The organism is Pseudomonas sp. IT-P258 (assembly GCF_949767825.1).
In the GTDB taxonomy this organism is placed as follows: Bacteria; Pseudomonadota; Gammaproteobacteria; order Pseudomonadales; family Pseudomonadaceae; genus Aquipseudomonas; species Aquipseudomonas monachiensis.
The window spans coordinates 39,831-63,165 of record NZ_CATKPU010000019.1 but is presented as its reverse complement, the minus strand read 5'-3'; the positions used below and the strand labels follow the sequence as shown (position 1 = coordinate 63,165).

22 protein-coding genes and 1 pseudogene are annotated in these 23,335 nt (G+C 60.6%); 7 read left to right on the top strand and 16 right to left on the bottom strand.

The window, feature by feature from the left end; genetic code table 11:
• Position 1 precedes the first annotated feature (1 nt).
• The 3 genes from ACM6G4_RS06845 (at position 2) to ACM6G4_RS06835 (ending at position 2,259) form a co-directional block, all read left to right on the top strand.
• Positions 2–724 (top strand): DUF3726 domain-containing protein, encoded by a 723-nt coding sequence (locus ACM6G4_RS06845; RefSeq protein ID WP_414913330.1) that lies wholly within the window; start codon positions 2–4, stop codon positions 722–724.
• Between the two features lie 29 nt (positions 725–753).
• Positions 754–1,128 carry a RidA family protein gene (locus ACM6G4_RS06840; protein ID WP_056727322.1) on the top strand — a complete coding sequence of 125 codons (375 nt, stop codon included), beginning with the start codon at positions 754–756 and terminating at the stop codon, positions 1,126–1,128.
• Between the two features lie 270 nt (positions 1,129–1,398).
• Entirely contained in the window at positions 1,399–2,259 is an 861-nt protein-coding gene (locus ACM6G4_RS06835; RefSeq protein ID WP_056727323.1) for a CAP domain-containing protein, read from the top strand.
• A 554-nt stretch (positions 2,260–2,813) separates the two neighbouring features.
• Here ACM6G4_RS06835 and ACM6G4_RS06830 read toward each other — a convergent pair.
• Both ACM6G4_RS06830 and ACM6G4_RS06825 read right to left on the bottom strand, forming a co-directional pair.
• On the bottom strand, positions 2,814–3,446 hold the full coding sequence (locus tag ACM6G4_RS06830; protein WP_414913329.1) for a DUF5074 domain-containing protein: 633 nt from the start codon (positions 3,444–3,446) through the stop codon (positions 2,814–2,816).
• A 35-nt stretch (positions 3,447–3,481) separates the two neighbouring features.
• Positions 3,482–4,702, bottom strand: coding sequence for a helix-turn-helix domain-containing protein (locus ACM6G4_RS06825; RefSeq protein WP_414913328.1), 1,221 nt, complete (start codon positions 4,700–4,702; stop codon positions 3,482–3,484).
• Between the two features lie 84 nt (positions 4,703–4,786).
• On the opposite strand from ACM6G4_RS06825, the gene ACM6G4_RS06820 reads away from it, so the two are divergent.
• The gene (locus tag ACM6G4_RS06820) at positions 4,787–5,545 is read left to right on the top strand and encodes a DUF899 domain-containing protein (protein ID WP_414913327.1); all 759 of its coding nucleotides are present in this window, start codon (positions 4,787–4,789) and stop codon (positions 5,543–5,545) included.
• Positions 5,546–5,607: 62 nt separating this feature from the next.
• Here ACM6G4_RS06820 and ACM6G4_RS06815 read toward each other — a convergent pair whose 3' ends face one another.
• From ACM6G4_RS06815 to ACM6G4_RS06795, 5 genes are all read right to left on the bottom strand, one after another.
• Positions 5,608–6,357, bottom strand: coding sequence for an amino acid ABC transporter ATP-binding protein (locus tag ACM6G4_RS06815; RefSeq protein WP_409078731.1), 750 nt, complete (start codon positions 6,355–6,357; stop codon positions 5,608–5,610).
• 14 nt (positions 6,358–6,371) lie between these two features.
• Entirely contained in the window at positions 6,372–7,031 is a 660-nt protein-coding gene (locus tag ACM6G4_RS06810; RefSeq protein WP_409078730.1) for an amino acid ABC transporter permease, read from the bottom strand.
• 10 nt (positions 7,032–7,041) lie between these two features.
• Positions 7,042–7,689 (bottom strand): amino acid ABC transporter permease, encoded by a 648-nt coding sequence (locus ACM6G4_RS06805; protein WP_104448064.1) that lies wholly within the window; start codon positions 7,687–7,689, stop codon positions 7,042–7,044.
• A 63-nt stretch (positions 7,690–7,752) separates the two neighbouring features.
• Positions 7,753–8,541, bottom strand: a complete 789-nt coding sequence (locus ACM6G4_RS06800; protein WP_414913326.1) for an ABC transporter substrate-binding protein — start codon at positions 8,539–8,541, stop codon at positions 7,753–7,755.
• 171 nt (positions 8,542–8,712) lie between these two features.
• Positions 8,713–11,760, bottom strand: a complete 3,048-nt coding sequence (locus tag ACM6G4_RS06795; RefSeq protein WP_414913325.1) for an aminotransferase class III-fold pyridoxal phosphate-dependent enzyme — start codon at positions 11,758–11,760, stop codon at positions 8,713–8,715.
• A 139-nt stretch (positions 11,761–11,899) separates the two neighbouring features.
• On the opposite strand from ACM6G4_RS06795, the gene ACM6G4_RS06790 reads away from it, so the two are divergent.
• Positions 11,900–12,340 (top strand): Lrp/AsnC family transcriptional regulator, encoded by a 441-nt coding sequence (locus ACM6G4_RS06790; protein WP_007975212.1) that lies wholly within the window; start codon positions 11,900–11,902, stop codon positions 12,338–12,340.
• Positions 12,341–12,508: 168 nt separating this feature from the next.
• Here ACM6G4_RS06790 and ACM6G4_RS06785 read toward each other — a convergent pair whose 3' ends face one another.
• Both ACM6G4_RS06785 and ACM6G4_RS06780 read right to left on the bottom strand, forming a co-directional pair.
• Complete coding sequence (locus ACM6G4_RS06785) at positions 12,509–13,591, bottom strand: sterol desaturase family protein (protein ID WP_223541791.1); 1,083 nt, start codon at positions 13,589–13,591, stop codon at positions 12,509–12,511.
• Between the two features lie 77 nt (positions 13,592–13,668).
• Positions 13,669–14,331: a VIT1/CCC1 transporter family protein gene (locus ACM6G4_RS06780; protein ID WP_223541792.1), complete on the bottom strand. Its 663-nt coding sequence runs from the start codon at positions 14,329–14,331 to the stop codon at positions 13,669–13,671.
• 151 nt (positions 14,332–14,482) lie between these two features.
• On the opposite strand from ACM6G4_RS06780, the gene ACM6G4_RS06775 reads away from it, so the two are divergent.
• A complete protein-coding gene (locus tag ACM6G4_RS06775) occupies positions 14,483–14,854 on the top strand; it encodes a DUF3302 domain-containing protein (protein WP_056727334.1) in 372 nt (123 codons plus the stop codon).
• 3 nt (positions 14,855–14,857) lie between these two features.
• A complete protein-coding gene (locus tag ACM6G4_RS06770; protein ID WP_056727338.1) occupies positions 14,858–15,817 on the top strand; it encodes an efflux RND transporter periplasmic adaptor subunit in 960 nt (319 codons plus the stop codon).
• 471 nt (positions 15,818–16,288) lie between these two features.
• Here ACM6G4_RS06770 and ACM6G4_RS06765 read toward each other — a convergent pair whose 3' ends face one another.
• The 7 genes and pseudogenes from ACM6G4_RS06765 to ACM6G4_RS06735 all read right to left on the bottom strand — a co-directional run bounded on the left by ACM6G4_RS06765 (position 16,289) and on the right by ACM6G4_RS06735 (position 23,307).
• The gene (locus ACM6G4_RS06765; RefSeq protein WP_414913341.1) at positions 16,289–17,767 is read right to left on the bottom strand and encodes an aldehyde dehydrogenase family protein; all 1,479 of its coding nucleotides are present in this window, start codon (positions 17,765–17,767) and stop codon (positions 16,289–16,291) included.
• Positions 17,768–18,064: 297 nt separating this feature from the next.
• Positions 18,065–18,529, bottom strand: a pseudogene (locus tag ACM6G4_RS06760) (NTP transferase domain-containing protein); the annotation flags it as partial.
• A gap of 39 nt (positions 18,530–18,568) precedes the next feature.
• Positions 18,569–20,077 carry an aldehyde dehydrogenase family protein gene (locus ACM6G4_RS06755; protein WP_414913324.1) on the bottom strand — a complete coding sequence of 503 codons (1,509 nt, stop codon included), beginning with the start codon at positions 20,075–20,077 and terminating at the stop codon, positions 18,569–18,571.
• Positions 20,058–21,131, bottom strand: coding sequence for an aminoglycoside phosphotransferase family protein (locus ACM6G4_RS06750; protein WP_414913323.1), 1,074 nt, complete (start codon positions 21,129–21,131; stop codon positions 20,058–20,060). The genes ACM6G4_RS06755 and ACM6G4_RS06750 overlap by 20 nt, the downstream gene beginning before the upstream one ends.
• A gap of 5 nt (positions 21,132–21,136) precedes the next feature.
• Positions 21,137–21,481, bottom strand: coding sequence for a cupin domain-containing protein (locus ACM6G4_RS06745; RefSeq protein WP_414913322.1), 345 nt, complete (start codon positions 21,479–21,481; stop codon positions 21,137–21,139).
• A 181-nt stretch (positions 21,482–21,662) separates the two neighbouring features.
• Complete coding sequence (locus ACM6G4_RS06740) at positions 21,663–22,031, bottom strand: cupin domain-containing protein (RefSeq protein WP_414913321.1); 369 nt, start codon at positions 22,029–22,031, stop codon at positions 21,663–21,665.
• Positions 22,024–23,307 carry a nucleotide disphospho-sugar-binding domain-containing protein gene (locus ACM6G4_RS06735; protein ID WP_414913320.1) on the bottom strand — a complete coding sequence of 428 codons (1,284 nt, stop codon included), beginning with the start codon at positions 23,305–23,307 and terminating at the stop codon, positions 22,024–22,026. The genes ACM6G4_RS06740 and ACM6G4_RS06735 overlap by 8 nt, the downstream gene beginning before the upstream one ends.
• Positions 23,308–23,335 lie beyond the last annotated feature (28 nt).

Below are 23,335 nucleotides of genomic sequence, written 5' to 3'. Positions count from 1 at the left end.
AATGCGTGTATCGCTCAATGAAATCCAGGTGATCTGCCGCAAGGCCTTCGAAGGCATCGGCTTTGCACCCGGTGATTGCGACGACGCCGCCGAAATGATTGCCAGGCTGCAACAGCAAGGCCTCGACGGTATCGGCGCGCTGAAAAAAGCGTTGGACTTTCTTCACGATGAAGTCGATCGCCCCATCGAAACCTGCTACGAAGACGCCACGCAACTGACCCTCGACGCCCATGGCCAGAGCGTATTGCGCTGCGCCGCCCAGGCAATCGAACTGGGGGTGGGCAAGGCCTTGCGCGGCGGCAGTGCGCTGATCCGCGTCCGCCACTGCCACAACCGCATCCTGGTGCTGGGCTACCTGGCGCGCTGTGCCGGAGAAGGCCTGAATTTTTGTGTGTACTGGCGCGATGCCCGGCAGGAGCTGGTGGCCACCTTCAGCGCCGGGAACACCCACCCGGCCTTGCGGGTATATGACCTGCCGCAACCGGCGCAGGGCGACGAGCAAAGCATCAACGTGCTGATTTCCAGACACTTCGCGCTGCTGCCACGCCTGAGTGCCGCAGACGCGGCCCCGACGCTTGAATTCAGTCAGCCGGCAGCCGCGGGCGGGCTGCAGGTCAATGATGAAGTCTGGGCCCAGTTGAAAAAGCTGGGTGAACGGGTGCTGGTGGAAAGCACCGAAGAATCCCGTCGCCGTGGAGCCGGTGAAGGCAGCGACGCCCGGTAAGCCCCTCAAACCCGTATCAGGAATCATCAATGAAACAGGCGATCAAGACCGACCTCTTTGCCTCGCGCGCACCATTGGAATGGGCTGTTGTCGGCAACGGCACGCTGTACACCGCGCAAATCCCCATCGACCGCCAGGGCCAGGTGGTGAGCGGCGGCATCGAAGCACAAACCCGGCAGACCCTGGACAACCTGCGCCATACCCTGCAAGCCGCCGGCAGCTCGCTGGACGCGGTCACCCAGGTACTGATCTACGTCACTGACCGCAGCTACCTGGCAACCGTGAATGCGCTCTACACCGAGTACTTCCAGGCGCCCTACCCTAACCGCGCCGCCATGGTCGTGGCGGGCCTGGCCCGGGAAGAAATGCTGGTGGAGCTGGTGGTGTACGCCTGCATGGATTGATCGATTCAGGTCCGCTTGCGGGTCACTGATGTACACAAAACCTGTGGGAGCAAGGTTGCTCGCGATGGCGGTAGATCAGTCAACATCTCTGTTGCCTGAAAGGCCATCTTCGCGAGCAAGCCCGCTCCCACAAAAGTCCTACCCTTCGTCGGACATTCGGTTCCGGCTACAAACAGGTTCGCTCGCGCCGTGAACCTTGTCTCCAGACCCCGGTCATACCCGAGCGTTTTTCCTCTCCTATCGTCGTCATCTCATCCGAGTTGTCCGTCCATGCGCCAAACCGCCGTTGCCTTGCGCTTTTCTTCGCTGTGCCTGTTTTCCCTGCTCCCCGTTTATGCAAGCCCCGCCCATGCCGATGGGCAACGGCAACTGGTAGACGCCATCAACGACTATCGCGCCCATCCGCAACGCTGCGACCGGCGGCCGACGCAACGCTTATCACCCCTGACGCTCAAGTCGAACCTGGCCCTGCCTGTTGGCTATGGCGGTGGGCTGCGGGACCGGTTAAAGGCTTCCGGCTATCAGGCCACCATGGTGCGGTCGATTCGCGTGGTGGGTGCACGGGATGCCGAAGAAGCCTTCGATCTGTTCCAGGACGAGCACTGCGCCGCACTGCTCGACAACCAATACGCCGACATCGGCGTCAGCCGCGCCGGGAGTGAATGGCAAGTGGTGCTGGCACGGCCGGTGCTCGATGGGAAAACCGGCGACCCACGCAGCGCCGCACAGGCGTTGCTGGCGCAGGTCAACGCCGCCCGGGCCAGGCCGCGCATGTGCGGTCGCCAGCGGTTTGGCGCCGCGCGGCCGCTGTCCTGGAGTGCCGCCTTGGGTTCCGCAGCACAAAACCACAGCAAGGATATGGCCTACGGCAACTATTTCGCCCACCAGGCCCCCGACGGAGACATGCCCTATGACCGTGCCAAGGCCGCCGGCTACCGTGGCCGGCAGATCGGTGAAAACATCGCCGCCGGGCAAGGCTCACCCAGCAAGGCCATGGCCGGCTGGCTCGCCAGCCCCGGGCACTGCGCCAACCTGATGAACCCGATGTTCACCCAGGTCGGTGCCGCCTACGCCGCCAACGCCCGCAGCGACAACGGTGTCTACTGGACGATGCTGTTTGGCGCGCCTTGAGCCGCTGAGCGGACCCACCTTGCGGGCATTAAAAAGCCCGCACTGAGCGGGCTTTGTGGGTGGATGTAACAAGTAGGTGGCCGGTGCTGGTCTCCGGCTTACAAGGTTTATCAGGCCTCCCACAAAAGAGTCATGAAACTGTAATGGAACTCTTCTGCTTCACACGGCATAAGGGCTGGATCCCAGCGCGGGGATCTTTCTAACCGTGTACCCTTCGGAACGCGCCCCACGTCTCCTTGCTATCCTTTTGCGCATCAGTCTGCGTCTTCACCTACAGGTTTGAGGATAGCAAAACAGGAGCGTTTTCCAACCGGGCTTTTAGACCGATTTCGACCAGCAGAAAACATGGCAGGACGGAAAAATACTATCAGTGCGCAGATGACTGTAATAGATGAATTTCGCCAGGGCAGCTGCCTTTGTGTGAGCCAGCTTGCTCGCGATGTGGCCAGCACATTCAACATTGATATCGACTGAACCACCGCCATCGCGAGCAGGTCGGATCGCCGCACCGTCGCTCCCACAAAGGTTGTACCTGTTGACCTGGCCGCTGCGCCTCACGAAGGCCGACGCACCACCCTCACCTTGCCGCTATCGCCACCACCGCAGAACAACCGCTCGCCACCATCGGACTCAAGCCCCGACACGCCCACGCCTTCGGGCATTGTCAGGCTCTGCAGCACTTCGCCCGATTGCGGATCGATGCGGCGCAACTCGCTCTCATCGCCTTCCCACGTACCGTGCCACAACGCGCCGTCCACCCAGGTCACGCCGGTGACGAAACGGTTGGATTCGATGGTGCGCAGGATCTTGCCGGTCTCGGGGTCGATCTGGTGGATCTTGCGTTCACGGTACTGGCCCACCCACAACGTCCCTTCGGCCCAGGTCAGCCCCGAATCGGTGCCTGCGCCAGGGGCAGGAATGGTCGAGAGGATATGGCCGGTGCGGGGGTCGATCTTGTGGATGCGGTCTTCGGCGATCTGGAACAGATGCTCCCCGTCAAACGCGGTGCCGGCATGGGCAGCGACATTGATCGAGCCCAGCACCTTGCCGCTTTCCGGGTCCAGGGCGTTGATTTTGCTGTTGCAGGCGAACCAGACCTTTTCGCCGTCCCAGGTGACGCCGCATACGTGGTCGACATCGGCAAACGGGCCATATTCACGAATGATTTCAGCAGTTGCTTGTTTCATCTGGCATTCCTCGACGGGGGTTGGTGGCGTTCATCCTAACCACCGGGCAGCGGCGCCGGGAGTAACAAGGTCGTCGCGAATCCCGGCACGGGCGGCGTCATCCAGCGCCGTGCGCGACCACGGCCAAACCACTGCACCTTGCCCTGCTCCGCCAGTATATCGAGCGCCCGTTGCACCGTGCGCTGACTGGTACCCAGCGCCAGTGCCAGGGCGGAACTCGACCACGACTCGCCATCGGCGAGGCAGGCAAATACCGCGGCAAATTTTTCCTCGACCGGTTGCGCCAGTGTCACCACCTGCGTACACACCGGCGATTGCAGGGCATAACCGCGGGCCGTCGCGATGACACCGGCCAACGGCTTGAGCGCTTTACGCAACCTGCCGATTTCCACGCGAAGCCGGGCACGATGGGATTCATCCGAGAGCTTCAGGCGAAACGCCCGGGCGATCAGCACTTCCCGCGCAACGTCGCCGGGCCACGCCTCGGCCAACGCACGGGCGAGCACGAACAGGATCGGTCTTGTTGCGAGCGATACCGACATGCCACAACCGCGCACAACGTACCGGCAGGCATCCACCACCAGTGACGTTGAACAAAACAACGCTTCAACATCATCGAGCAACAGCGGCCGTACTTCACCCTGGGCAATCAGGCGTGCCGCGGGGGCATCGAGCAGATGCGCAGCGTGCTGGACCTCAGCGATCAGCGCGGCAATCCCGGCTTGACCGGCAGCCTGCCCGGCCCTGTTCAACGCCTCCCGCGCCACGTGCGATTGCAGGCGCCGAATGGCTATGCCCGCCAGCACCAGTTCATGGGTTGCCCGCAAGGCCGGCGGCAATCGGCCGGGATCGAGGCCGGTCAATAACTGCTGCGCCTCGTCGAGCTGACCGATCAACAGCAAACGGCGAATTTGCAGGTAGCGCGCATGGGCGGCATTGACCCGGTCACCGTGGTGTTCAAGGGTGACCCGCGCCGTTTCGAGCGCCTTGACCGGCCACCCAAGCTCCCGCGAAGCCAGGGCGATTTCGGCCTCGGCCACCACACAGCGCGCCCGGGCCAGCACTTCCTTGGGCGCAAATGCCCGTTGCGCACGCTTGACCAGTGACCTGGCCCGCACCAGATCGCCCAGTTGCGCCATGGCGATACCGCGCAGGGCAAGCGCCGGCGCATCGTCACGCAAGGCCACGCGGTCCAGTGCGCCCAGCGGATTGCCCGCCGCCAGCGCCTGTGCGGCGGCCGTGATCATCGAGTCCATGGAAATCCCGCCACGCTTGTCACTCCCATCATTTGACACCCGGGTTTAGTCTAAATCACGACCTTTCACCAGGAGCGTAGAACGATGAACACCCACACAACCGCGTCCCGGGAGCAATGGCTGGCGGCTCGCCTGCAACTGCTCGAAGCGGAAAAGGCCCTGACCCGACGCAGCGATGAAGTGGCCAGGCAACGCCAGGCATTGCCATGGGTTCGCCTCGACAAGACGTACCGCTTCGATACCGACAACGGCAGCGCCACCCTGGCCGAACTCTTTCAAGGGCGCTCGCAGCTGCTGGTCTACCACTTCATGTTCGGCCCGGACTACACGGCAGGCTGCCCGTCCTGCTCAGCCATCGCCGATGGCTTCGAGCCCGTCGTCGTCCACCTGGGGAACCACGACGTGACCCTGATGGCGATATCCCGCGCACCGTTGGCGAAACTGCAGGCCTACAAGCGCCGAATGGGCTGGACCTTCCCCTGGGCCTCGGCCGCCGACAGCGACTTCACCGCCGACTTCAATGTCTACTTCACCGAAGCGCAGCAGCGCGAAGGCTTGGTCGAATACAACTACCAGCGCGGCGGCCATGCCATGGACGCCAGTGAAATACCGGAACCGGTGAAACAGTTCGCCGCGACCTGTGGCACCGATGCGCCCACCTATACCCGCGACCGGCCGGGGCTGAGTACGTTCGTGCTGGAAGACGGCGAGATCTATCACACCTACTCCACCTACGCGCGGGGCCTGGACGGATTGTGGAGCATGTACCAATGGCTCGACCGCGCGCCCAAGGGGCGCAATGAGACGGGGCCCTGGTGGCGTCGGCATGATGAGTACCGGTGAGCGGCAGCGCCGGTTTGGTCTGCGAGACTACGCTTTGCCAGATCACGCAAGGAAAGCGCCACTTATCTATCGTGCAGATGCTTTTTCAAGAATGACCGGGTTCGCTCGTGGACGGGGTTCTGCAGGATCTCCTGCGGCGCTCCTTCTTCTACGACAACCCCGCCATCCATAAAGACAATCCGGTCTGCCACTTCGCCTGCAAAGCGCATTTCATGAGTGACGATCAACATCGTCATGTGCTCCGCAGCGAGTTGCTTCATGACCAGGTTGACCTCTTCGACAAGCTCGGGGTCCAGTGCCGATGTAGCTTCATCGAACAGCATGACCTTTGGCTGCATCGCCAGTGCCCTTGCTATGGCAACGCGCTGCTTCTGTCCACCCGACAGGCGAGAAGGATACTCATCGAACTTGTTGGCCAATCCAACTTTTGACAAGTATTCCATCGCCAATTCACGAGATGCTTTTTTTGTAAGCCCCTTAAGTTTTATCGGACCGAGAGCGATGTTTTCATATACGTTCAAGTGCGGAAACAGATTGAAGTGCTGAAATACCATGCCCATCTGCTGACGCACAGCGTTTATGTGCTGTTCAAACGCTCGACCTTTCAATGGCCGATTGATCTGCTCACCCTCCAACCAGATCTCGCCATCATCAAGTGCTTCCAGGTGATTGATTGACCGCAGAAGCGTGCTTTTGCCAGAGCCACTTGGGCCGATAATTGCGACGATTTGCCCGCGAGATACGGAAAGATCGATTCCCTTGAGTACTTCGAGTGCTCCGTAAGCCTTGCGAGCGTTCTTCACCTCAACCATGAATTCTTTTCTTATCATCGTGACATCTCTACCTTTTTTTCGAGAAGATGCAGACCGGTTTCGAGAATAAGATTGGCTGCATAATAAACAAGCGCAACAGTCAGATAAAACTCAAACGGGCTATAGGTCTCGCTCACGGCAAGTTGCGCGCTGTATACCAACTCGGCAATACCGATTATGGAAACCAGAGAGGTGTCCTTCAACAGGACAATCAGGTTGTTTCCCAGCGGCGCAATAGTCCTGCGCAACGCCTGCGGCACGATGATGTAACGCTGGGTCTGTCCACGGCTGAGGCCAATGGAGCGGGCACCTTCGACCTGCCCCGGGTCTACCGACACCACGCCGGCACGAATGACGTCGGCGTTGTAGACGGCAAAGTGCAAACTAAGACCAATGATGCCAGCCACCAGTGCGGGAATATCGATGCCCACTTGCACAAGACCATAATAAATCACATACAACTGCAGAAGCAGTGGCGTGCCCATCAACAACCAGGTCATAAAACGCACGGGCAGCGCCAGGACTCTGGGCGCATAAAGAACAATGAGTGCAAAGGCAATCCCCGCCATCAAACTCAACAGGCTGGAACTTACAAACATCACGACCGTCCACCAAAGACCGGTCGCAAGCAACTCGGAATAAGGTGTAACTATACTAAGGTCCAGGCTTTGCATAGGAATGCTCTCACCTTGCCGCGAAGCGATTATCGAGATAGTCAATAATGAATCTGACCGAGTAGACCATCACGATGTAAAGCAGTGCAGACACCATGAAGATCTCGAAAGGCTTGTACGTTGAACTGATAAAGCGTTGCGCTGTATATGAAAGCTCAACAACAGAGATCGTCGACACCAGCGCAGAACCTTTGATAAGAGCGACAGCGTTCACTCCCAGCGGCCTGATCATCAACTTTGCAGCTTGTGGCAGCGTGATAAACCATAAGGTCTGGCCACGCCCGAAACCAATCGAACGCGCAGCTTCTTCCTGGCCAGGATCAACGTTGCTGATAGCGCCACGAATGGATTCGGCCATGTAGGCAGCGATGTTCAGGCCCAGGCCGATTACGCCTGCCGCAAACGGCTCCAGTTCAAGTCCGATCTGCGGCCCGCCAAAGTAGATGATGAACAGTTGAACCAGGCAGGGAGTGCCACGAAAAACGCTGATGTAGAGTCTGGCAAGGCATCGAAAGGCGAGAACCGTGGACAACCGGCCAGCCACCAGCACGATTGCGACCAGAAACCCAAGCACAAGAGCAAGTACAGAAATCTGCACCGTAATCCAGGCCGCCTCCAGGAAAAACGGGAATGTGCGTTGTATGAGAGTCAGATCCATGAGCACGCTCGGAAAAGTCGGATTGACTGGCCCGACGACCCGTCGAGCCATGCTGAACAGCAATCAGCGGATATCGTTGCCAATCCACTTCATCGAGATCTTTTCGTAGGTGCCGTCGGCGAGCATGTCTTCCAGCGCCTTCTGCAGGGTCGCCTTGAGCTCGGGGTTGTTCTTGCGCAGGGCAATGCCCATGCCTTCGATGCCGCCATCGCTATCCGGTGGAGTAATGATGCGCACCTTCTGCCCGGTTTCCTTGATGGCGACCAGCACCGGAACACTGTCCATCACTATCGCATCGATACGCCCGGCCTCCAGGTCGACCAGCATTTCCGGAAGACCCTTGTACGTTCTGACCTTCAGATTGCCGCGGCCCCTGGCCCATTTATCGTGAGCATCGCCGAGGGTCACGCCGACACTCACATCCTTGAGATCATCGAGGCTTTTGATCGAAGAATCTTCCTTCACTACGATCGTGCGGCCGGCATGGTAATAGGGCCCGACGAAATCCACTGCCTTCTGCCGTTCCGGGGTAATGGTCATGGAAGCGATAATGGCGTCATATTTTTTCGCCAGAAGACCGGCAATGATCCCGTCGAACGGCGTGGTGATGATCTTCACTTTTACCCCCATCCGCTCAGCCAGTGCCTCGCTGATGGAAGCGTCGAATCCGACAATCTGGTTCTGCTCGTTGGCAAAGCTGAAGGGCGAGTATTGACCGCTCATTGCGATACGGATTTCCTTGGAATCCTGGATCGACTTCAAATCATCAGCATGAACAACCGCAGTAGAAAGTAGCGCTGCGGCCGCCACGGTAGAAGCGACAATCAAACCCTTGAGCTTTTTGGTTAGCATTGGATGGCACCTTGGAAGAATTGTTTATTATTTTCTTGGGGTTATTCACCCGGCCTTCATGAAAAGTCTTGCATAGGCACTTCTGGAAAGCACCCGGCAAGGTGTCAGCCTGCCTGACACATTGCCGGAGTTGGCCGACACTATGCCGGGCAGTCATATTGTCCAGCCAGGTCAGCGGAGTGCGGCCTTGAAACTTTCGTCCAGGACCTCGAGCAGAAAGTCAGCATTTGCCTGACTGAAAATCATCGATGGGCGCATCTTCAGGACATTGTCATGGGGGCCTTCAGTACCGATCAAAATGCCCCGTTCCCTGGCACCATCGGCTACTTGTTTGGCCAACTGCGTAGCCGGAACTTTGGTCTTGCGGTCCGTGACAAGTTCTATCCCGAGAAAAAGACCCTGCCCACGCACATCGCCTATTGCCTCGTAGCGCTGCTGCAATTTACGGAAGCCGTCGAGCAGATAGTTGCCAATGGTCAGTGCGTTGAGTTTCAAGTTATCGCGCTCGATCACATCGAGTACCGAGAGCCCTACAGCACATGAAACCGGGCTGCCGGCGAAGGTATTGAAGTACTCCATGCCGTTGTTGAAACTGTCGGCAACTTCCCGCGTGGTCACCACCGCCGACATCGGATGGCCGTTGCCAATGGGCTTGCCCATGGACACTGCATCGGGCACCACACCCTGGGTTTCAAAAGCCCACCAGTGGCTGCCAACACGACCAAAGCCGACCTGGACTTCGTCAGCCAGGCAAAGACCGCCTTCTGCTCGGACCATCGCATAGACTTCTTTCAAGTAGTTTTCCGGGAAGAACAGTTGCCCGGCGACACTTGGAATGGACTCCGCCAGGAAGAACGCCGGCGCTCTGCCCTGCTTGCGCATGAGCTCGATCTGATCCGCCACGCTCTCGGCGTAACGCTTGCCAAGTTCCTCGAACGCCCACTGATCCACGCCACGGTAGGCATCCGGAACGACCGCCTCGAACACATGATCTGCGCGCCCTTTACCGGCTTTACGCTTGTATTTGTAAGGGCTGAGGTCAATCAGTTCCTGTGTCGTGCCGTGGTAAGCCCAATCCAGCACAATTGCATCGTTACGCCCTGTGTGATTGCGCGCCATACGCAGCATGAGGCTGTTTGCTTCACTTCCCGAACAACCGAAGGAAGCGACCGCCAGGCCTTCAGGCAAAGTGGCGGTGAGCCGCTCTGCATACTCGACGATATTGTCGTGCAGGTAGCGCGTGTTGGTGTTCAGGCGTGCAGACTGCCGCGAAAGCGCCTGCACTACATCTGGATGGGAGTGGCCGAGATGGCACACGTTATTGAAGCAGTCCAGATACGCCCTGCCAAAGTTGTCGATCAACCAGACCCCGTCACCGCGAACGAACTTGATCGGGTCCGAATAGGAGATCGACAGGTTTGGCAGCAACAGCTCCTTGCGCTTGGCCACAATCTCTGCCTTGGTGCGCCCGTCCTGGCTGTAGGTTTCCGCAGGAATCCCCGCGAGAGTCGATGCATCGGGAAAAATGTCGGCCCATACCTCAAGATAAGCCCGTTCACCGACGCCGATGAACTCACCCGCTTTCAATCCGGTGTCAGTGGACATCTGAAAATGCACATGGGGAATCCACCCACCATTTTCCGTGTCCTCCCCCATGTATCCGACAAGCGCGCCAGCCTCCAGGCAGTCACCAGGCTTGAGGCGAGCGAGAGCCTCATGAGCCATGTGCCCCCACAATGTCAGGAATGGCGGGCAACCTTCCGGCGAGTGTTTGAGCATGATCAAACCACCATAGCCAAGCGGCTCATGTTCGATCTCGACGCTCTGTACCACACCGGCAACAGGCGTATAGAGAGGCGTTCCTGCGGGCATGATCAAGTCGACACCGACGTGAATGATCCGACGCTGCCCTTCAATGAATCGCGACTCAAACGCCGTGTCGGTGTAGATGGTCCTTTCCTCACCCCATGGCCCGATACCGAGCGGCACCTTGTGTTCGGCAGAAAAATCATTCCACCACTTCGTTGCCTCTGCTGGACGCTGCTCGGCTGAAGCAATAGTCATCACATGGGAAGCATCTCCGAACGGGGCAATGACCTTGTTCATGGTTGCAGCAGATGGACGCACGATATCGGCGAAGGACTTGCTGTTTTCGGCAACCCAGCGGCGAACCGCACCCGCGCCTTCGATCGCGTCAAAACCACAGGCTTTGCGCAGGATCGCCGTCGCCAGTCGAGGGTTCATGCGATCCAGCCTTTCCAGAAGACGCCAGGCCGGCGCTTCGCTGATGCCAAGGTAGGGATTGTCTTGCGTTCGGTCGGATCGCGATGCCGACAAGGTGACGCTCGTGACCAGGCGCATCGCAATGAGATTGAAGAGGACGTCAAGCTCTTCCGGCTGCAGAGGGTACTTGTCATGGAAACCGGCCGTGAGGGCGGCGGCCGCGCCGATTGGATCTTCCATGTCGAGTATGGAATAGGCGCAGGTGATGGCTACTTCGGCAATCAGAATCGTATGGACCGCATCGCCAAAATCGATGATGCCCGAGACTTTCTGGTGATTGTGCGAGTCGACGAGAATGTTCCAGTCATTGCCGTCATTGTGAATGACTTGTGCACGCAGGCGCGAAAGCCTCGGTTGGACGTTTTGTTCGAAGCTTTCAATGAAGCGTTCCAGAATCGCTCTTCTGCCAGGATCTTTCACAAAATGCAGGCGTGATCGCGAACGTGCGGCGTGACGCAAATCCCAGTCGAGATCCCGCACCGCGCCCGAATGAATGAAGCCCTGAAGCGCACGGTCGATCTCACCGAACGACTGGCCAAGGCTGCGCATCAATTCGAAGGTACGCCTGACCTCGGCCAACGGCGTTCCGTGCAACCAGCTCACCAGGCGCACCGCATGGCTTTCGCCCGAGGGCGCTAGCGCAGTGGCGAGGTATTCACCGGCGAGGCTTTTCTTGAGAAAAGGCACGGTAAGCTCGGGATTGTGAGTGGCGAGATGACTGAGAATGGCCGTCTGAAACTCGCTTTCAACGCGCGGCTCGGTCGAGTTGACGACCTTCAGAATCCATCCCGCATCGGTTCCGGTGTTCAACCGGTAGTTGCGGTCGCGCTCGCCATCCAGAGGCGTGGCCGTACCAATAACGTTGAAAAGCTGCTCACTGAGTTTTTCGGCATCCCCGGTCGAGAACTGGGGGGCAGGATGGGAGAGATTTGTCATGGTAATTGTTTTCCAAGCCATTTTTTTCAGATAGCTTGGCACGCAACGCCCGGGACGGCAGTAGGTATACGGTCGGCTTGCGCCTGCATATTGCCGGAATCGACCGGCACAATTTCGGCAGCAAAATTAGGGAGTTCTGATGCGCGACCTGGACACGAAAGATCGCGAAATACTCGAAATTCTTTCCAAGGAAGCCCGCATTGCCCTGAAGGCTCTGGCGGCGAGAATCGGGCTTTCAAGAAGCGCGACCAGCGAACGGGTCATCAACCTTGAACGCAATGGCGTGATCCGGGGCTACCGCGCTGATATCGGTGAAATCGACGCCAACGTGATTCGCGCAATCCTGCTGGTCTGCCTCAAGCGCACGCCTGCAATGGGCCTGCTCGACCTGCTTGCGCAAAACTCGCAGGTCAGACGCGTGTCCTCGGTCAGTGGCCAACTCGACCTGGTCATCGAGATCGAATCGCGAACCATCGATGACCTGAATCGGGTCAGAGATGCCGTCGCCAGTCACGATTACGTTGAAGACATCACCACCGCCGTCGTGCTGCGGCGCGATATCGATCGGCAGAGTTCCTGATTTGCAACGGGTGTAATCACGCCGGCGGAATCGTCGCCAGCATACCGATCAGGATGGTCAACAGCAGAAAACCGCCGAGAAAAATCGTCATCTTGGCCATGGGGCCTCCCACACTATGAATTGGCGGTACAGGGGCGGCGTGTGCTGCCCGAGCGTCGTACCGAAGACTTATTGTGGGCTGACGGCTGTATTCGTTACAGATGCAGATTGCGCTGAAAAATACGGATCAGATCCGCTTTCAGGCTGTGCTTTCAAGGGTTTCCCAGGAAGCAGTTTGCGCGCGATATCCACGAAAGGCGTGACGATCAAGCCCTGCAGCGTCAGGTAACGCTCGTGATCCTGTTCGCCGGTACCGAAATGGATGGCCTCGGGTGTGGACCGGGTGACGTACAGCGTGCCGAACATCCAGTCCCACAGTGACAGGTTGATGCCGAAGTTCTTGTTGAAGTGTCGCGGTGCATCGCTGTGATGAATCTGGTGTTGCGCCGGGCTGCTCAGTACCCGCTCCAGCACCGGCCCGAAGGAAAACCAGACATGGCTGTGACGCAGGTTGGCCGCCAGGGCATTGAAGATGAATACGATGTAGGTCACGCCAAACAAGGTATAGCGGCTGATCTCCCCGCCACAGACGTACCAGAAGACACCGGCAAACGCGCCGACGCAGATGATGTCCGTGAGCTTTTCGACCACTTCTTCCAGAAAGTGCACGCGGCTGGCCGTCGCCGGCACCAGCACGGGCGCCGAATGATGGACTTTGTGGAAGGCCCACAGGTACCGCGAATGGAAAGCGCGATGGCCCCAGTAATGGCTGAAATCCTTGACCAGAAATACGCCCAGCCCATAGAGCAGGGTCAACGCCAGGTGCTCCTCCACTTGCGTACGCGCGCCCCATAGTTGGGTGAAGAACGCGATGTAGTCGGCTGAACGCAAGACGTACGGATCCACCAGACCGACGATGGGCAGCACCAGGGCAACCTTGAGGATGGCGAGTACGAAGTAGTAGCGGTAGTCCAGCAGTGCCGAGCGATGCAGGTACACCCGGCGGCCGCCGATGAACTGCCCGAATGAGCGAGCGTCGGTCAGGCCCCGGGATTCTCGGTAGCGGAACAGGCAGTAGGCGACGCCGTAAGACATGCAGAGAAAGGCTAGACCGAGTCTGCCGTTGAAGTCGAAAATGCCCAGGAACTGCCGGGTGACCGGTTCGATCACCCATTGGGATAAATAAAGATGGATTGTGGCAAGAACATCCATACCAGGCTGCCCAACGTAAATGGAAGGGCAATTGTAAATGAGAATGAGTCTTTAGTGTGTTGATTTATGACCGGCTGTCAGCCGCCCAGCGCAATGATCGCAAGGATCAGCACACCCCCCGTAGCGGCCATGATCACCCCACCCTGCCATTGCGTGGCGCCAGCGTATCTGGCGAGCATCCAGCCGGCGATGAACAGCACCACGAGCCCGATCAGGTTGGACAGGCGAATGGCGAGTGCCGTCTGATCCAGCAGTATGAACGGCACCACCAGCGGAAACGTCGAGCCCACGACCAACAGGAAAACCCCGAGGGCGCCCCTGAAGTCGTTCCAGCCCAGGCCCGCCCTGATCGGCAAGGAGGGCTGCTCGAGCAGCCGCCGGCGCAACAACTCCAGGCCCTCGCTGCCGGCCGCCGTCGCGAACTGCAACGGCAATACCTGCGCAACGAGCGCCTGGCCGGCCACGGCGTCCGCGCCATTGCGCAAGGCCATGTACAGCTTGATCCTGCGCGTGCGCTCGACCAGTGCGCGCAACAGGTACATGACCGCATCGGCCAGTCCCCAGGCGAGATTGCAGCCGAGCGCGGCAATCATCATCGTGCGTTCGGCTGCCTGGTCCGCCGTGGCCACGCTGATGGTGCCGGTGAACGTCATGGCCATCAGCAGGCCGAAGATCACCTCGGTAATGCGCTCGACAGGGTCCAGTACAGGCGCCCTTTCGAATTGACCATTGTCTGGCATGAACTCACCTCGTCGGAGTGTGCTTGCACGATTTCGGTCGACGCGTCGGCCAGGCACCGGTTGCTCCGGCTGGATAGCCGCATCCCCGTCAAGTGTAGATTGAACGGCTACACTCATGCGCACACGTTATCTGCTTCAAGAGGAGTGGTTCATGCTTGATTACTTCGCCCTGGGCCTGCTGGTCTTTGTCGGGCTTGTGCTGTTTTACGGGATCATCCTGCTCCACGACATCCCCTATGAAATTGCTGTCCACCGCAACCACCCTCACCAGGATGCAATCCACGCCACCGGCTGGGTCAGCCTCTTCACCCTGCACGCGCTGTGGCCGTTCCTGTGGATCTGGGCCATGGCCTATCGAGAGGACCGGGGCTGGGGTTTCAGTGACGGACATTCACCCAAAAGTCATGTGGTTCACCTCGAACAACAGGTCGCCGAGCTGCAAGGCCGGATCGAGCGGCTGGAGGCAGCGACGGGCACGACCCAGAACCGGGTGCCAACGGACAATCTCGGCGAGGGCATTTGAGCCATGGATCTCTTACTCATTCTGACGTATGCCGCTCTGTGCGTAGCCATCTTCAAGATCTTCCGCATCCCCCTGAACAAATGGACAGTACCCACGGCGGTGCTGGGCGGAGTCGTGATTATCGGCGCGCTGATTTTCACGATGAACTACAACCACCCCTACTCCGAGGTGGCGCGTTCCTATTTCGTGTCGGTTCCGGTGATTCCCGTGGTCAGCGGCCAGGTGATCGATGTACCGGTGAAAACCAACCAGCCCCTGGAAAAAGGTGATGTGCTGTTTCGCATCGACCCGGCGCCGTTCGAATACCGACTGAAATCCCTCAAGGCGCAACTGATTGCCGCCCAGGCCGATCGCGCGCGGATCACCGAGCTGATCAAGCGTAATTTCAGTACCCAACGGGAACTGGACATGGTGGTCGCGCGCAGCGATGACCTGAAGGCACAACTGGACAGCGCGCAGTACGAACTCGACAACACCACGGTCCGTGCGCCGAGCAAAGGCTTCGTCACCCATGTTTCGCTGCGTCCGGGCATGATGGCGACCAAGTTGCCGCTGCGCCCTTCGATGGTCTTCATTCCCGCGGAAGGGCATTACTTCTCCGCGTGGATGCGCCAGAACAGCCTGTTGCGCCTGACCGAGGGCGATGAGGCCGAGGTCGCTTTCGACGGCATTCCGGGCAAGGTGTTCGAAGGCAAGGTCAAGACCGTCGTTTCGGTGATCGCCGAAGGCCAGATCCAGCCGTCGGGCACGCTGATCGGCTTCACCGGTTCACCACCGGCCGGCCGGGTCCCGGTGATCATTGAGATCACCGACCCCGACTATGCCCAGTACGCCGGCCAGATGCCGGGCGGTGCCTACGGCCAGGCGGCGTTGTACAGCCAGCATTTCCATCACATCGCGATGATGCGCAAAATCCTTCTGCGCATGGCCGCCTGGATGAACTACATCTTCCCGTTCCACTAACCCGGGCAGCATCGGCCACTGGCTCAATCCCTGGATTGGGTCAGTGGCCGGTTCAGCAAACCGGACTGATTTCGCAGGCTAAGGATCGGAGGAAGAAGGCCAGACAGTGGGTCGCACCATTGGGGTGCTGGAAGAATCGACAGGAAGGAGCGAGGCAGCGAGGGTCGGCGCTAAATAATCCAATACAGCAGCAGGCGAGAAGCAATCCAGTGAGACGCCTGGACCACCCCCCATGCCAGCAGGGCACACATCAACAGGTAGCCCGCAAGGAACCTGAACATCGCGTCCCTTTCCATGCAACCCTCCCGGCTTTACAGCCATACAAGGCGTTCAATGCCAGCGCGTAACCATTACGACGTCCGTCTCGCCCGTATAGGCTTCGATTGCCAGAATGGCTTCCAGTTCCACAGCCGTACAATTCGGGAAAAATGACCTGCCCCTGTCCGCAGGCAGGCCACTGCGGCGCTCACGTCACTTCAGATACCACCCCCAGGGTTCGCCGTTGTAGCGGGTGATCTGCTTGGTTTCCAGGTAGCTGTTGTAGCCCCACTCACCCAGTTCGCGACCAATGCCGCTTTGCTTGTAGCCGCCCCAGGGTGCCTCGACGAAGGTCGGTTGCGAGCAATTGACCCACACGATGCCTGCGCGAAAACCGCGAGCGACCCGTTCGCAACGCGGGATATCCCGGGACATGACGGCCGCCGCCAACCCGAACGGCGAGTCATTGGCCAGGCGGATCGCTTCGGCTTCGGTGTCGAAGGCCCGCAGGCACACCACCGGGCCGAAAATCTCCTCGCGCCACACGGCGCTGTCCTGCGGGACATCGGCGAAAATCGCCGGCGTCAGGTAATACCCCTTTTCCAGATGACCCGGCCGCACACCGCCCGACACCAGCCGCGCCCCCTCTTGCTGACCGGCTGCAATGGCCGCCAGCACCTTGTCCAGTTGCCCCTGGCTGACCAGTGGTCCGAGCTTCACCCCCTCCTCGAAGCCCTGGCCAATCTGAATCTGCTCGGTGGCGGCAATCAAGCGCTCCAGCAACGCCGGGTACAACCCGCGCTCCACCAGCACCCGCGAAGTGGCTGAACAGACCTGGCCCTGGTTCCAGAAGATCCCGAACAGAATCCACTCCACCGCCGCCTCAATATCACTGTCGGCGAAGATCACGAAAGGCGATTTGCCGCCCAGTTCCAGGCTGATGTTTTTGATCTCGCTGGCAGCGGCCTGCATGATCTTGCGTCCGGTCGGCACGCTGCCGGTGAAGGCGATCTTGTCGACCTGCGGGTGTTCGGCCAACGGCGCTCCCGCTTCGCGTCCCCAGCCTGTGACCACATTCAGCACCCCGGCCGGCAACCCGGCCTGGTCGGCGATGCCGGCCAGTTCGAGGGCGGTCAGCGGCGTCAGTTCGGAAGGTTTGAGCACCAGGGTGCAGCCCGCCGCGAGTGCCGGGGCGACTTTCCACGCGGCCATCAGCATCGGGAAATTCCACGGGATGATCGCCGCGACCACGCCCACCGGTTCCTTGATCACCGACGAGGTGAAGCGCGCATCCGGCAAATCGATCGATTGCTCATTGGTTTGGTCCGACTGCTCGGCAAGTCCGGCATAGAAATCGAAGCACCCGGCGGTATCGGCAATGTCCCACAAGGCTTCCGGCAGCGGTTTACCGTTATCGCGCACTTCGATGGCCGCCAGTTCGTCCTGGCGAGCGCGGATGCCCTCGGCGATGTTCCTCAGCACTTGCGCCCGTCGTGCCCCGGACCAACGTGGCCAGTCACCCTCGTCAAACGCCCTGCGCGCCGCCGCCACGGCCAGATCGATGTCCTCGGCGGTCGCCGAGGCAACCCGCGCCAGAACCGACTCGTCACTCGGATCGAGGGTTTCAAAAACACCGCGCTGGACGGGTAAGACCCACTCGCCGCCGATGTACAACCGTTGATAGTCACCCATGGGACACTCCTTGATCCTGCGCTGCCGACGTTGCTGGTACAGCTGTTCGGCGACCTGCAATTGCTCGCGGTCATTGACCCCGAGCACATCGACTTCATCCACTTCCACGGCCGTCACCGTATGCCCCGCTTCGTTGGCCACCGCCACCGCGTCGGTGAGGTAGTACTCACCCTGGGCGTTGCGGTTGCCGATACGCTCCAGCAACCACAGGCAGGTGTCGGCACGCAGGCCCATGACGCCGCCGTTGCAGAAGTTGATGTCCAGCTCCTGCGGGCTGGCGTCTTTGGCTTCGCGGATGGCCCGCAGACGACCGTCCTTCACCAGCAATCGCCCATAGGGTCCCGGTTGCCGGGTATGGAAACCCGCCACCGCCACCGCTGCGCCGTCTATCAGCGCCCGGCGCAAACGGTTCAGGGTCTGCGGGGTGATCAACGGCGAATCGCCAAACAGCACCAACACACAACCCTGCTCGTGAGCCTGCAGTGCAGGCCGGGCCGCCAGCAACGCATGGGCCGTGCCCAGTTGTTCGTGCTGGGTAAACACCTGCGCCGTCGGTGCCACCTGTTGCAGGTACTCGGCCACCTGCCCGCCGCCGGCGCCCACCACCACCGCCCGTTGCTCGATGCCCGCCGTCGCCACCGCCGCCAGCACATGGCCGAGCAGCGGCCGGTTGCCCACCGGGTGCAAGACCTTGGGCAGCGGCGAACGCATGCGCGTGCCCTGCCCGGCCGCGAGAATCACCGCCAGGGTCGGCCATCCCATGTTGTCGCTCATCACGATCCTCCTGTGTGCATCACGGCTTCAGGCCGGATCGCGATAGAACACGTCGTCGGCGTAGGGATACCACCAGTCCTGGATTTTCGGCTGGTGGTCGATGATGACCATTTTCGAGCGGCGGAACGCTTCCAGCCCCTGACGCCCGAGCTCGCGCCCAAGGCCGGACATCTTCCAGCCACCGAACGGCAGCGCATCGTTGTCGATCAGCGGATTGTTGACCCAGACCATCCCCGCCTCCAGACGCTCGGCGGCTTCCATGGCTTCGGCCAGGTCCGTGGAAAACAGCGAGGCGCCAAGGCCGAACGGCGAATCGTTGGCCAAGCGCACCGCCTCGTCGAAATCGCTGACCCGGCAGATCGCCGCCACCGGGCCGAAGCACTCTTCCTGCAGAATCGCCATATCACCGGTCACGCCGGTGAGGATGGTCGGCTCATAGAACCAGCCGACGCTGTGCCCGGGTGGAATCCGCCCGCCGCACACCACTGTCGCGCCCTTGGCCACGGCGTCATCGACCAGGCGCATGACCTTGTTGCGTGCCGCCTCGCTGACCATCGGCCCGATCTCCGAGCGTTCCAGGCCATGACCGATACGCAGGGCGCGGGTGCGCTCGGCGAACTTCGCGACAAACTCGTCATGGACTTCATCGACGACGTAGAAGCGTTCGGCCGAGGTGCAGATCTGCCCGCTCAAGTGGAACGCCGCCGTCACCGCCCCCGCCGCCGCCACGTCCAGTGGCGCATACCTGGAGATGATCAGCGGATCGCTGCCACCGGCCTCGATCACGCAAGGTTTCATCCGTTCGGCGCAGGCCACGGCCACCGCCTTGCCTGCGGCCACGCTGCCGGTGAAGGCCACCGCGTGGGTCTGATCCGACTGCACCAGCAATTGCGCGGTGACTGCATCGCCCGGCACGCAAGACACCAGCCCCGGCAGCAACGCGGTGAAATGCTCCATGAACTTGAGGGTGCACAGGGTCGTGGCTTCCGCCGGCTTGATGATGCAGGCATTGCCCGCCGCCAGCGACGCGGCGACCGTCCAGCACATCAGCAGGATAGGAAAGTTGAACGGCATGATGTGCACGCTGACGCCGTACGGCTCGTAACGCACATGCTGGAAGGAGCCGATCTGCGTGGTGCCGGCGACCTTGCCGGCATCGTCCCGGGCCATCTCCGCGTAGTAGCGAAAGATCGGCGCGCAGTTGGCCAGTTCGCCCATGGCTTCGGGAAACGGCTTGCCCATCTCCAGGGTCATCAGGCGGGCGACTTCACGGTTGCAGGCCACATTCTGTTCGATGGCGTTGGCCAGCTGATGCAAGCGCGCGGCGCGACTTTTCGCATCGATCAGGCGCCATTGGCGTTGCGCGGCGGTGGCGGCATCGGTGGCGGTCTGCACATCGGCTTCGCCACACACGCCGACTTGCCCGACCGGTTGCAGGGTTGCCGGGTCGAGCACTTCGCGCACACGGCCGTCGGTCAGCGGCAGGAATTCAGAATTGATGAAACGCAATGCGGTGTCAGTGTTGAACGTGGCCATGGGATGATCCTTGAACCAATCGATAAGGGGTTTCACGCAACGTCGCCAGGGTCGCGGCGGGCAGCTCTTCACGCCAGCCCGGCACGTGCCGCTCGAGCCATTGACGCAGGGGCGCAAAGGCCTCGGCGTCCAGGGCGCGGACAAACAAACCGAGGGTGCGCGGCAAATGCGCCAGGTAACCGTGCTTGCCGTCACGGCCGGCCAGGCGCACGAAAATCCCCAGCACCTTGGCGTGACGCTGGGCGGCCAGGCACCGGTAATCTTCGAGAAAACCCGGCGCATCCAGCTCCGGGCGCTGCAACAGGTAATGGCTGATCAGTGCCTCGCGCAGTGCCTCGGGCACATCGCGCCGGGCGTCTTCGAGCAGCGACATCAGGTCATAGGCCGCCGCCCCGACCAGGGCGTCCTGGAAATCCAGCAAGCCGCAGGCGGCGACACCTTCGCGGCCTTGCAACAGCATCAGGTTGTCGACGTGAAAGTCGCGCAGCACCAGGGCTTCACGGCGTTTTGCGACATCGCGACAAGTGTCGGCGAACAACGCCAGATACTCATCGCGCAGGTCTTGCGCCGCGTCCTTGCCGATCAGCAGCGGCACGTACCAGTCGATAAACAATGCGTACTCGTTCGCCAGTCGCTGCCCGTCGTAAGGCGCCAGTTCCGTGGCTGGCGCAGCGCGATGCAAGGCCACCAGCGTATCGACCGCCAGGTGATACAGCTGCGACTCCGAATGCCCGGCCAGCAGCAGCCGGGTGTAGGTGTCGTGACCGAAATCCTCGATCAACGCCAGCCCCGCCGCTTCGTCCACTTCCAGCAAGGCCGGCGCGGACAGGCCCAGCCCCTGCAACTGCCGGGCGATGCGCACGAACGGGCCGATCGGCTCACTGTCGGGGGGCGAATCCATCAGCAACAGGCCGGCGCCCTCCAGGCGGAAATAACGCCGGGTCGAAGCATCCGCCGGCAAGGCGACCAGCAAGGTCCCGGCGTGACCGGCGCGGGCCAGAAAGGCGGCGCGCAGATCTTCACGGGTTGGCAATGACGCCAGTGCATCTGTCATGGCAGTCACCGGATCATGTAGACCTTTTTGATGGTCTCGTGGACGGTGCACACACCCTTCCAGTCCTTGCCGAAGAAGGCGGCGGTGTCCGGCCTGATCTCGATCACCTCGCCGGACTCGTGGACGTACGTGCAGCGGCCTTCGAGAAAGTGGCAGAACTCGTCGCTGGTCACATGGCAGAACCACTTGCCCGGGGTGCAGATCCAGATACCGCATTCGGACTGGCCTTCGGGGCCTTTGTGCAGCACCACGCCGGAAACACGGGATTCGCCTTCGAGCATGGTCGGGATCACGCCCCAATCCTTAACGTCGGTGAGGCTCAGCGGGTCGTACAGAAACGGGGTCTTCATCTGTTGCTCTCCAAAAAAATCGGTTCATGACGGTTCATCACATACCCTGTGGCGAGGGAGCTTGCTCCCGCTGGCCTGCGCAGCAGGCCCCGCTTTTCAAATCAAAAGCTGGGGGCAGCTTCGCTGCCCAGCGGGAGCAAGCTCCCTCGCCACAGGTTCACATTCAATTTCAAGTCCAGCGTCAGGCCAGCATGTACACGTTGCGCAGGGTTTCGCGGACGTGGCATTCACCCGTCCAGCCGGCGGGGAACAACACCAGGGTGTTGGGACGGACCTCTATCACTTCGCCGTTGTCGTTACGGTAAGTGGCGTGCCCCGCGATGAAATGGCACAGCTCATCCCGGGGAATCGACAACCGCCAGCGCCCGGGGGTGCACACCCACAATCCGCTTTCCGGGCTGTTGTCCGGGCCCTTGAACAGCAAGCGGCCGCTGGAATGCGAGACGCCTTCGACGGCGTCGCTCTGCACGCCCCAGTCCACCAGGTCGGTGCGGCTGCTGACGGCTTCGAGGTACGGCGTGATACCCGCCGTGGTGGATGAATCAGGCATCGTTGAGCACCTTGTCGAGAATTGCAGCCGCGTCTTGCGGCCCCTTGCGCGATTGCATCTGCACGCTGGTGCGCTGCAGGCGTTGGCGCATCGCCTCGTCGTTGAGGCACGCGTGGAGTTTTTCCGCGAGCTGTTCTTCGCTCCATTCGTAGCGGTCGAGCTTGAAGCCGTGGCCGCTTTCTTCGGCGCGCATGGCGTTGTCGTGGCCGTCCCAGACGTAGGACATGACGATCGCCGGTTTGCCGAAGAACAGGCACTCGGTAAAGCTGTTGTTGCCGCCGTGGTGGATCACCGCGTCGACCTGGGCGATCACCGACGGCTGCGGGAACCAGTTGGAAATCTGCACGTTGTCCGGCAGGTCCGGGTACTCGTCGAGGTGCTCGCCGACGTTGAACAGCGCCCGGTAAGGCAGCTTGCCCACCGCCTCGATCAGACGCTTGAGCAGCTCGACATCGCCGGAACCGAGGCTGCCGAAACTGGCGTACAGCAGCGGCTTGTCGTTGTGGGCGCGAAACTGCGGAATCTCGTAGGGCGTGTCGTGGCGCACGCAACCCTGCAGGTAATGGAAGCGCTCGGCCGGCAATGGGTGGCGCCGGTCGAACTTCACCGCATCCGGGTACAGCAGCAGGTTCATGAACGGCGAGGCTTCAAAGAAGGTACCCAGCGGATACGGCTGCTCGCCATGGGCCTGGAGGAACTGGTTGAAGTCGTCGTGGATCGGCCCGACCACTTCTTCGAAACGCTGGCGGAATAACGCGTGGCCAGCCTTGTCGTCGATGCTCATGCCCGACAGGTGCGGCGGGATATCCGGGTCTTCGATCTCGTTTTCCGAGCAGGAAATGATCCGCACCCAGGGCTTGCCGTATTGCTTGATCGCCGGGAACAGGATCACGTTGTCGACGCAGATCAGGTCGGGCTTGACCTTGTCCAGCACCGCCGGCAGGTCCTTTTGCGCCCACTTGGCGGTTTCGACGATGGCGGCCCAGCATTCCTTGACGTAGTTGTCGATCTGGTCGAGCGGCGACTTGCGGAAGTTCGGGATGTGGCCGTTGATGAAATCCACCCAGTAGCGGGCCATCTCTTCGGCCGGCATCGGTGCCGACATGTTGACCATGTGCTCTTCAAAACCATAACCGGCGTAGACACCGCTCATGCCCGGGTCGGTGAGGAACACCGCTTTGTGCCCCAGGGCTTCACAGGCCTGGGCGATACCCACTGAGTTCAGGGCCGGGCCGTAGGCGGCTTCGGGGAAGAATGCGATCACTTTCTGTTTCATCGAGTGCTGCTCCTGCCTGGTCTTTTTA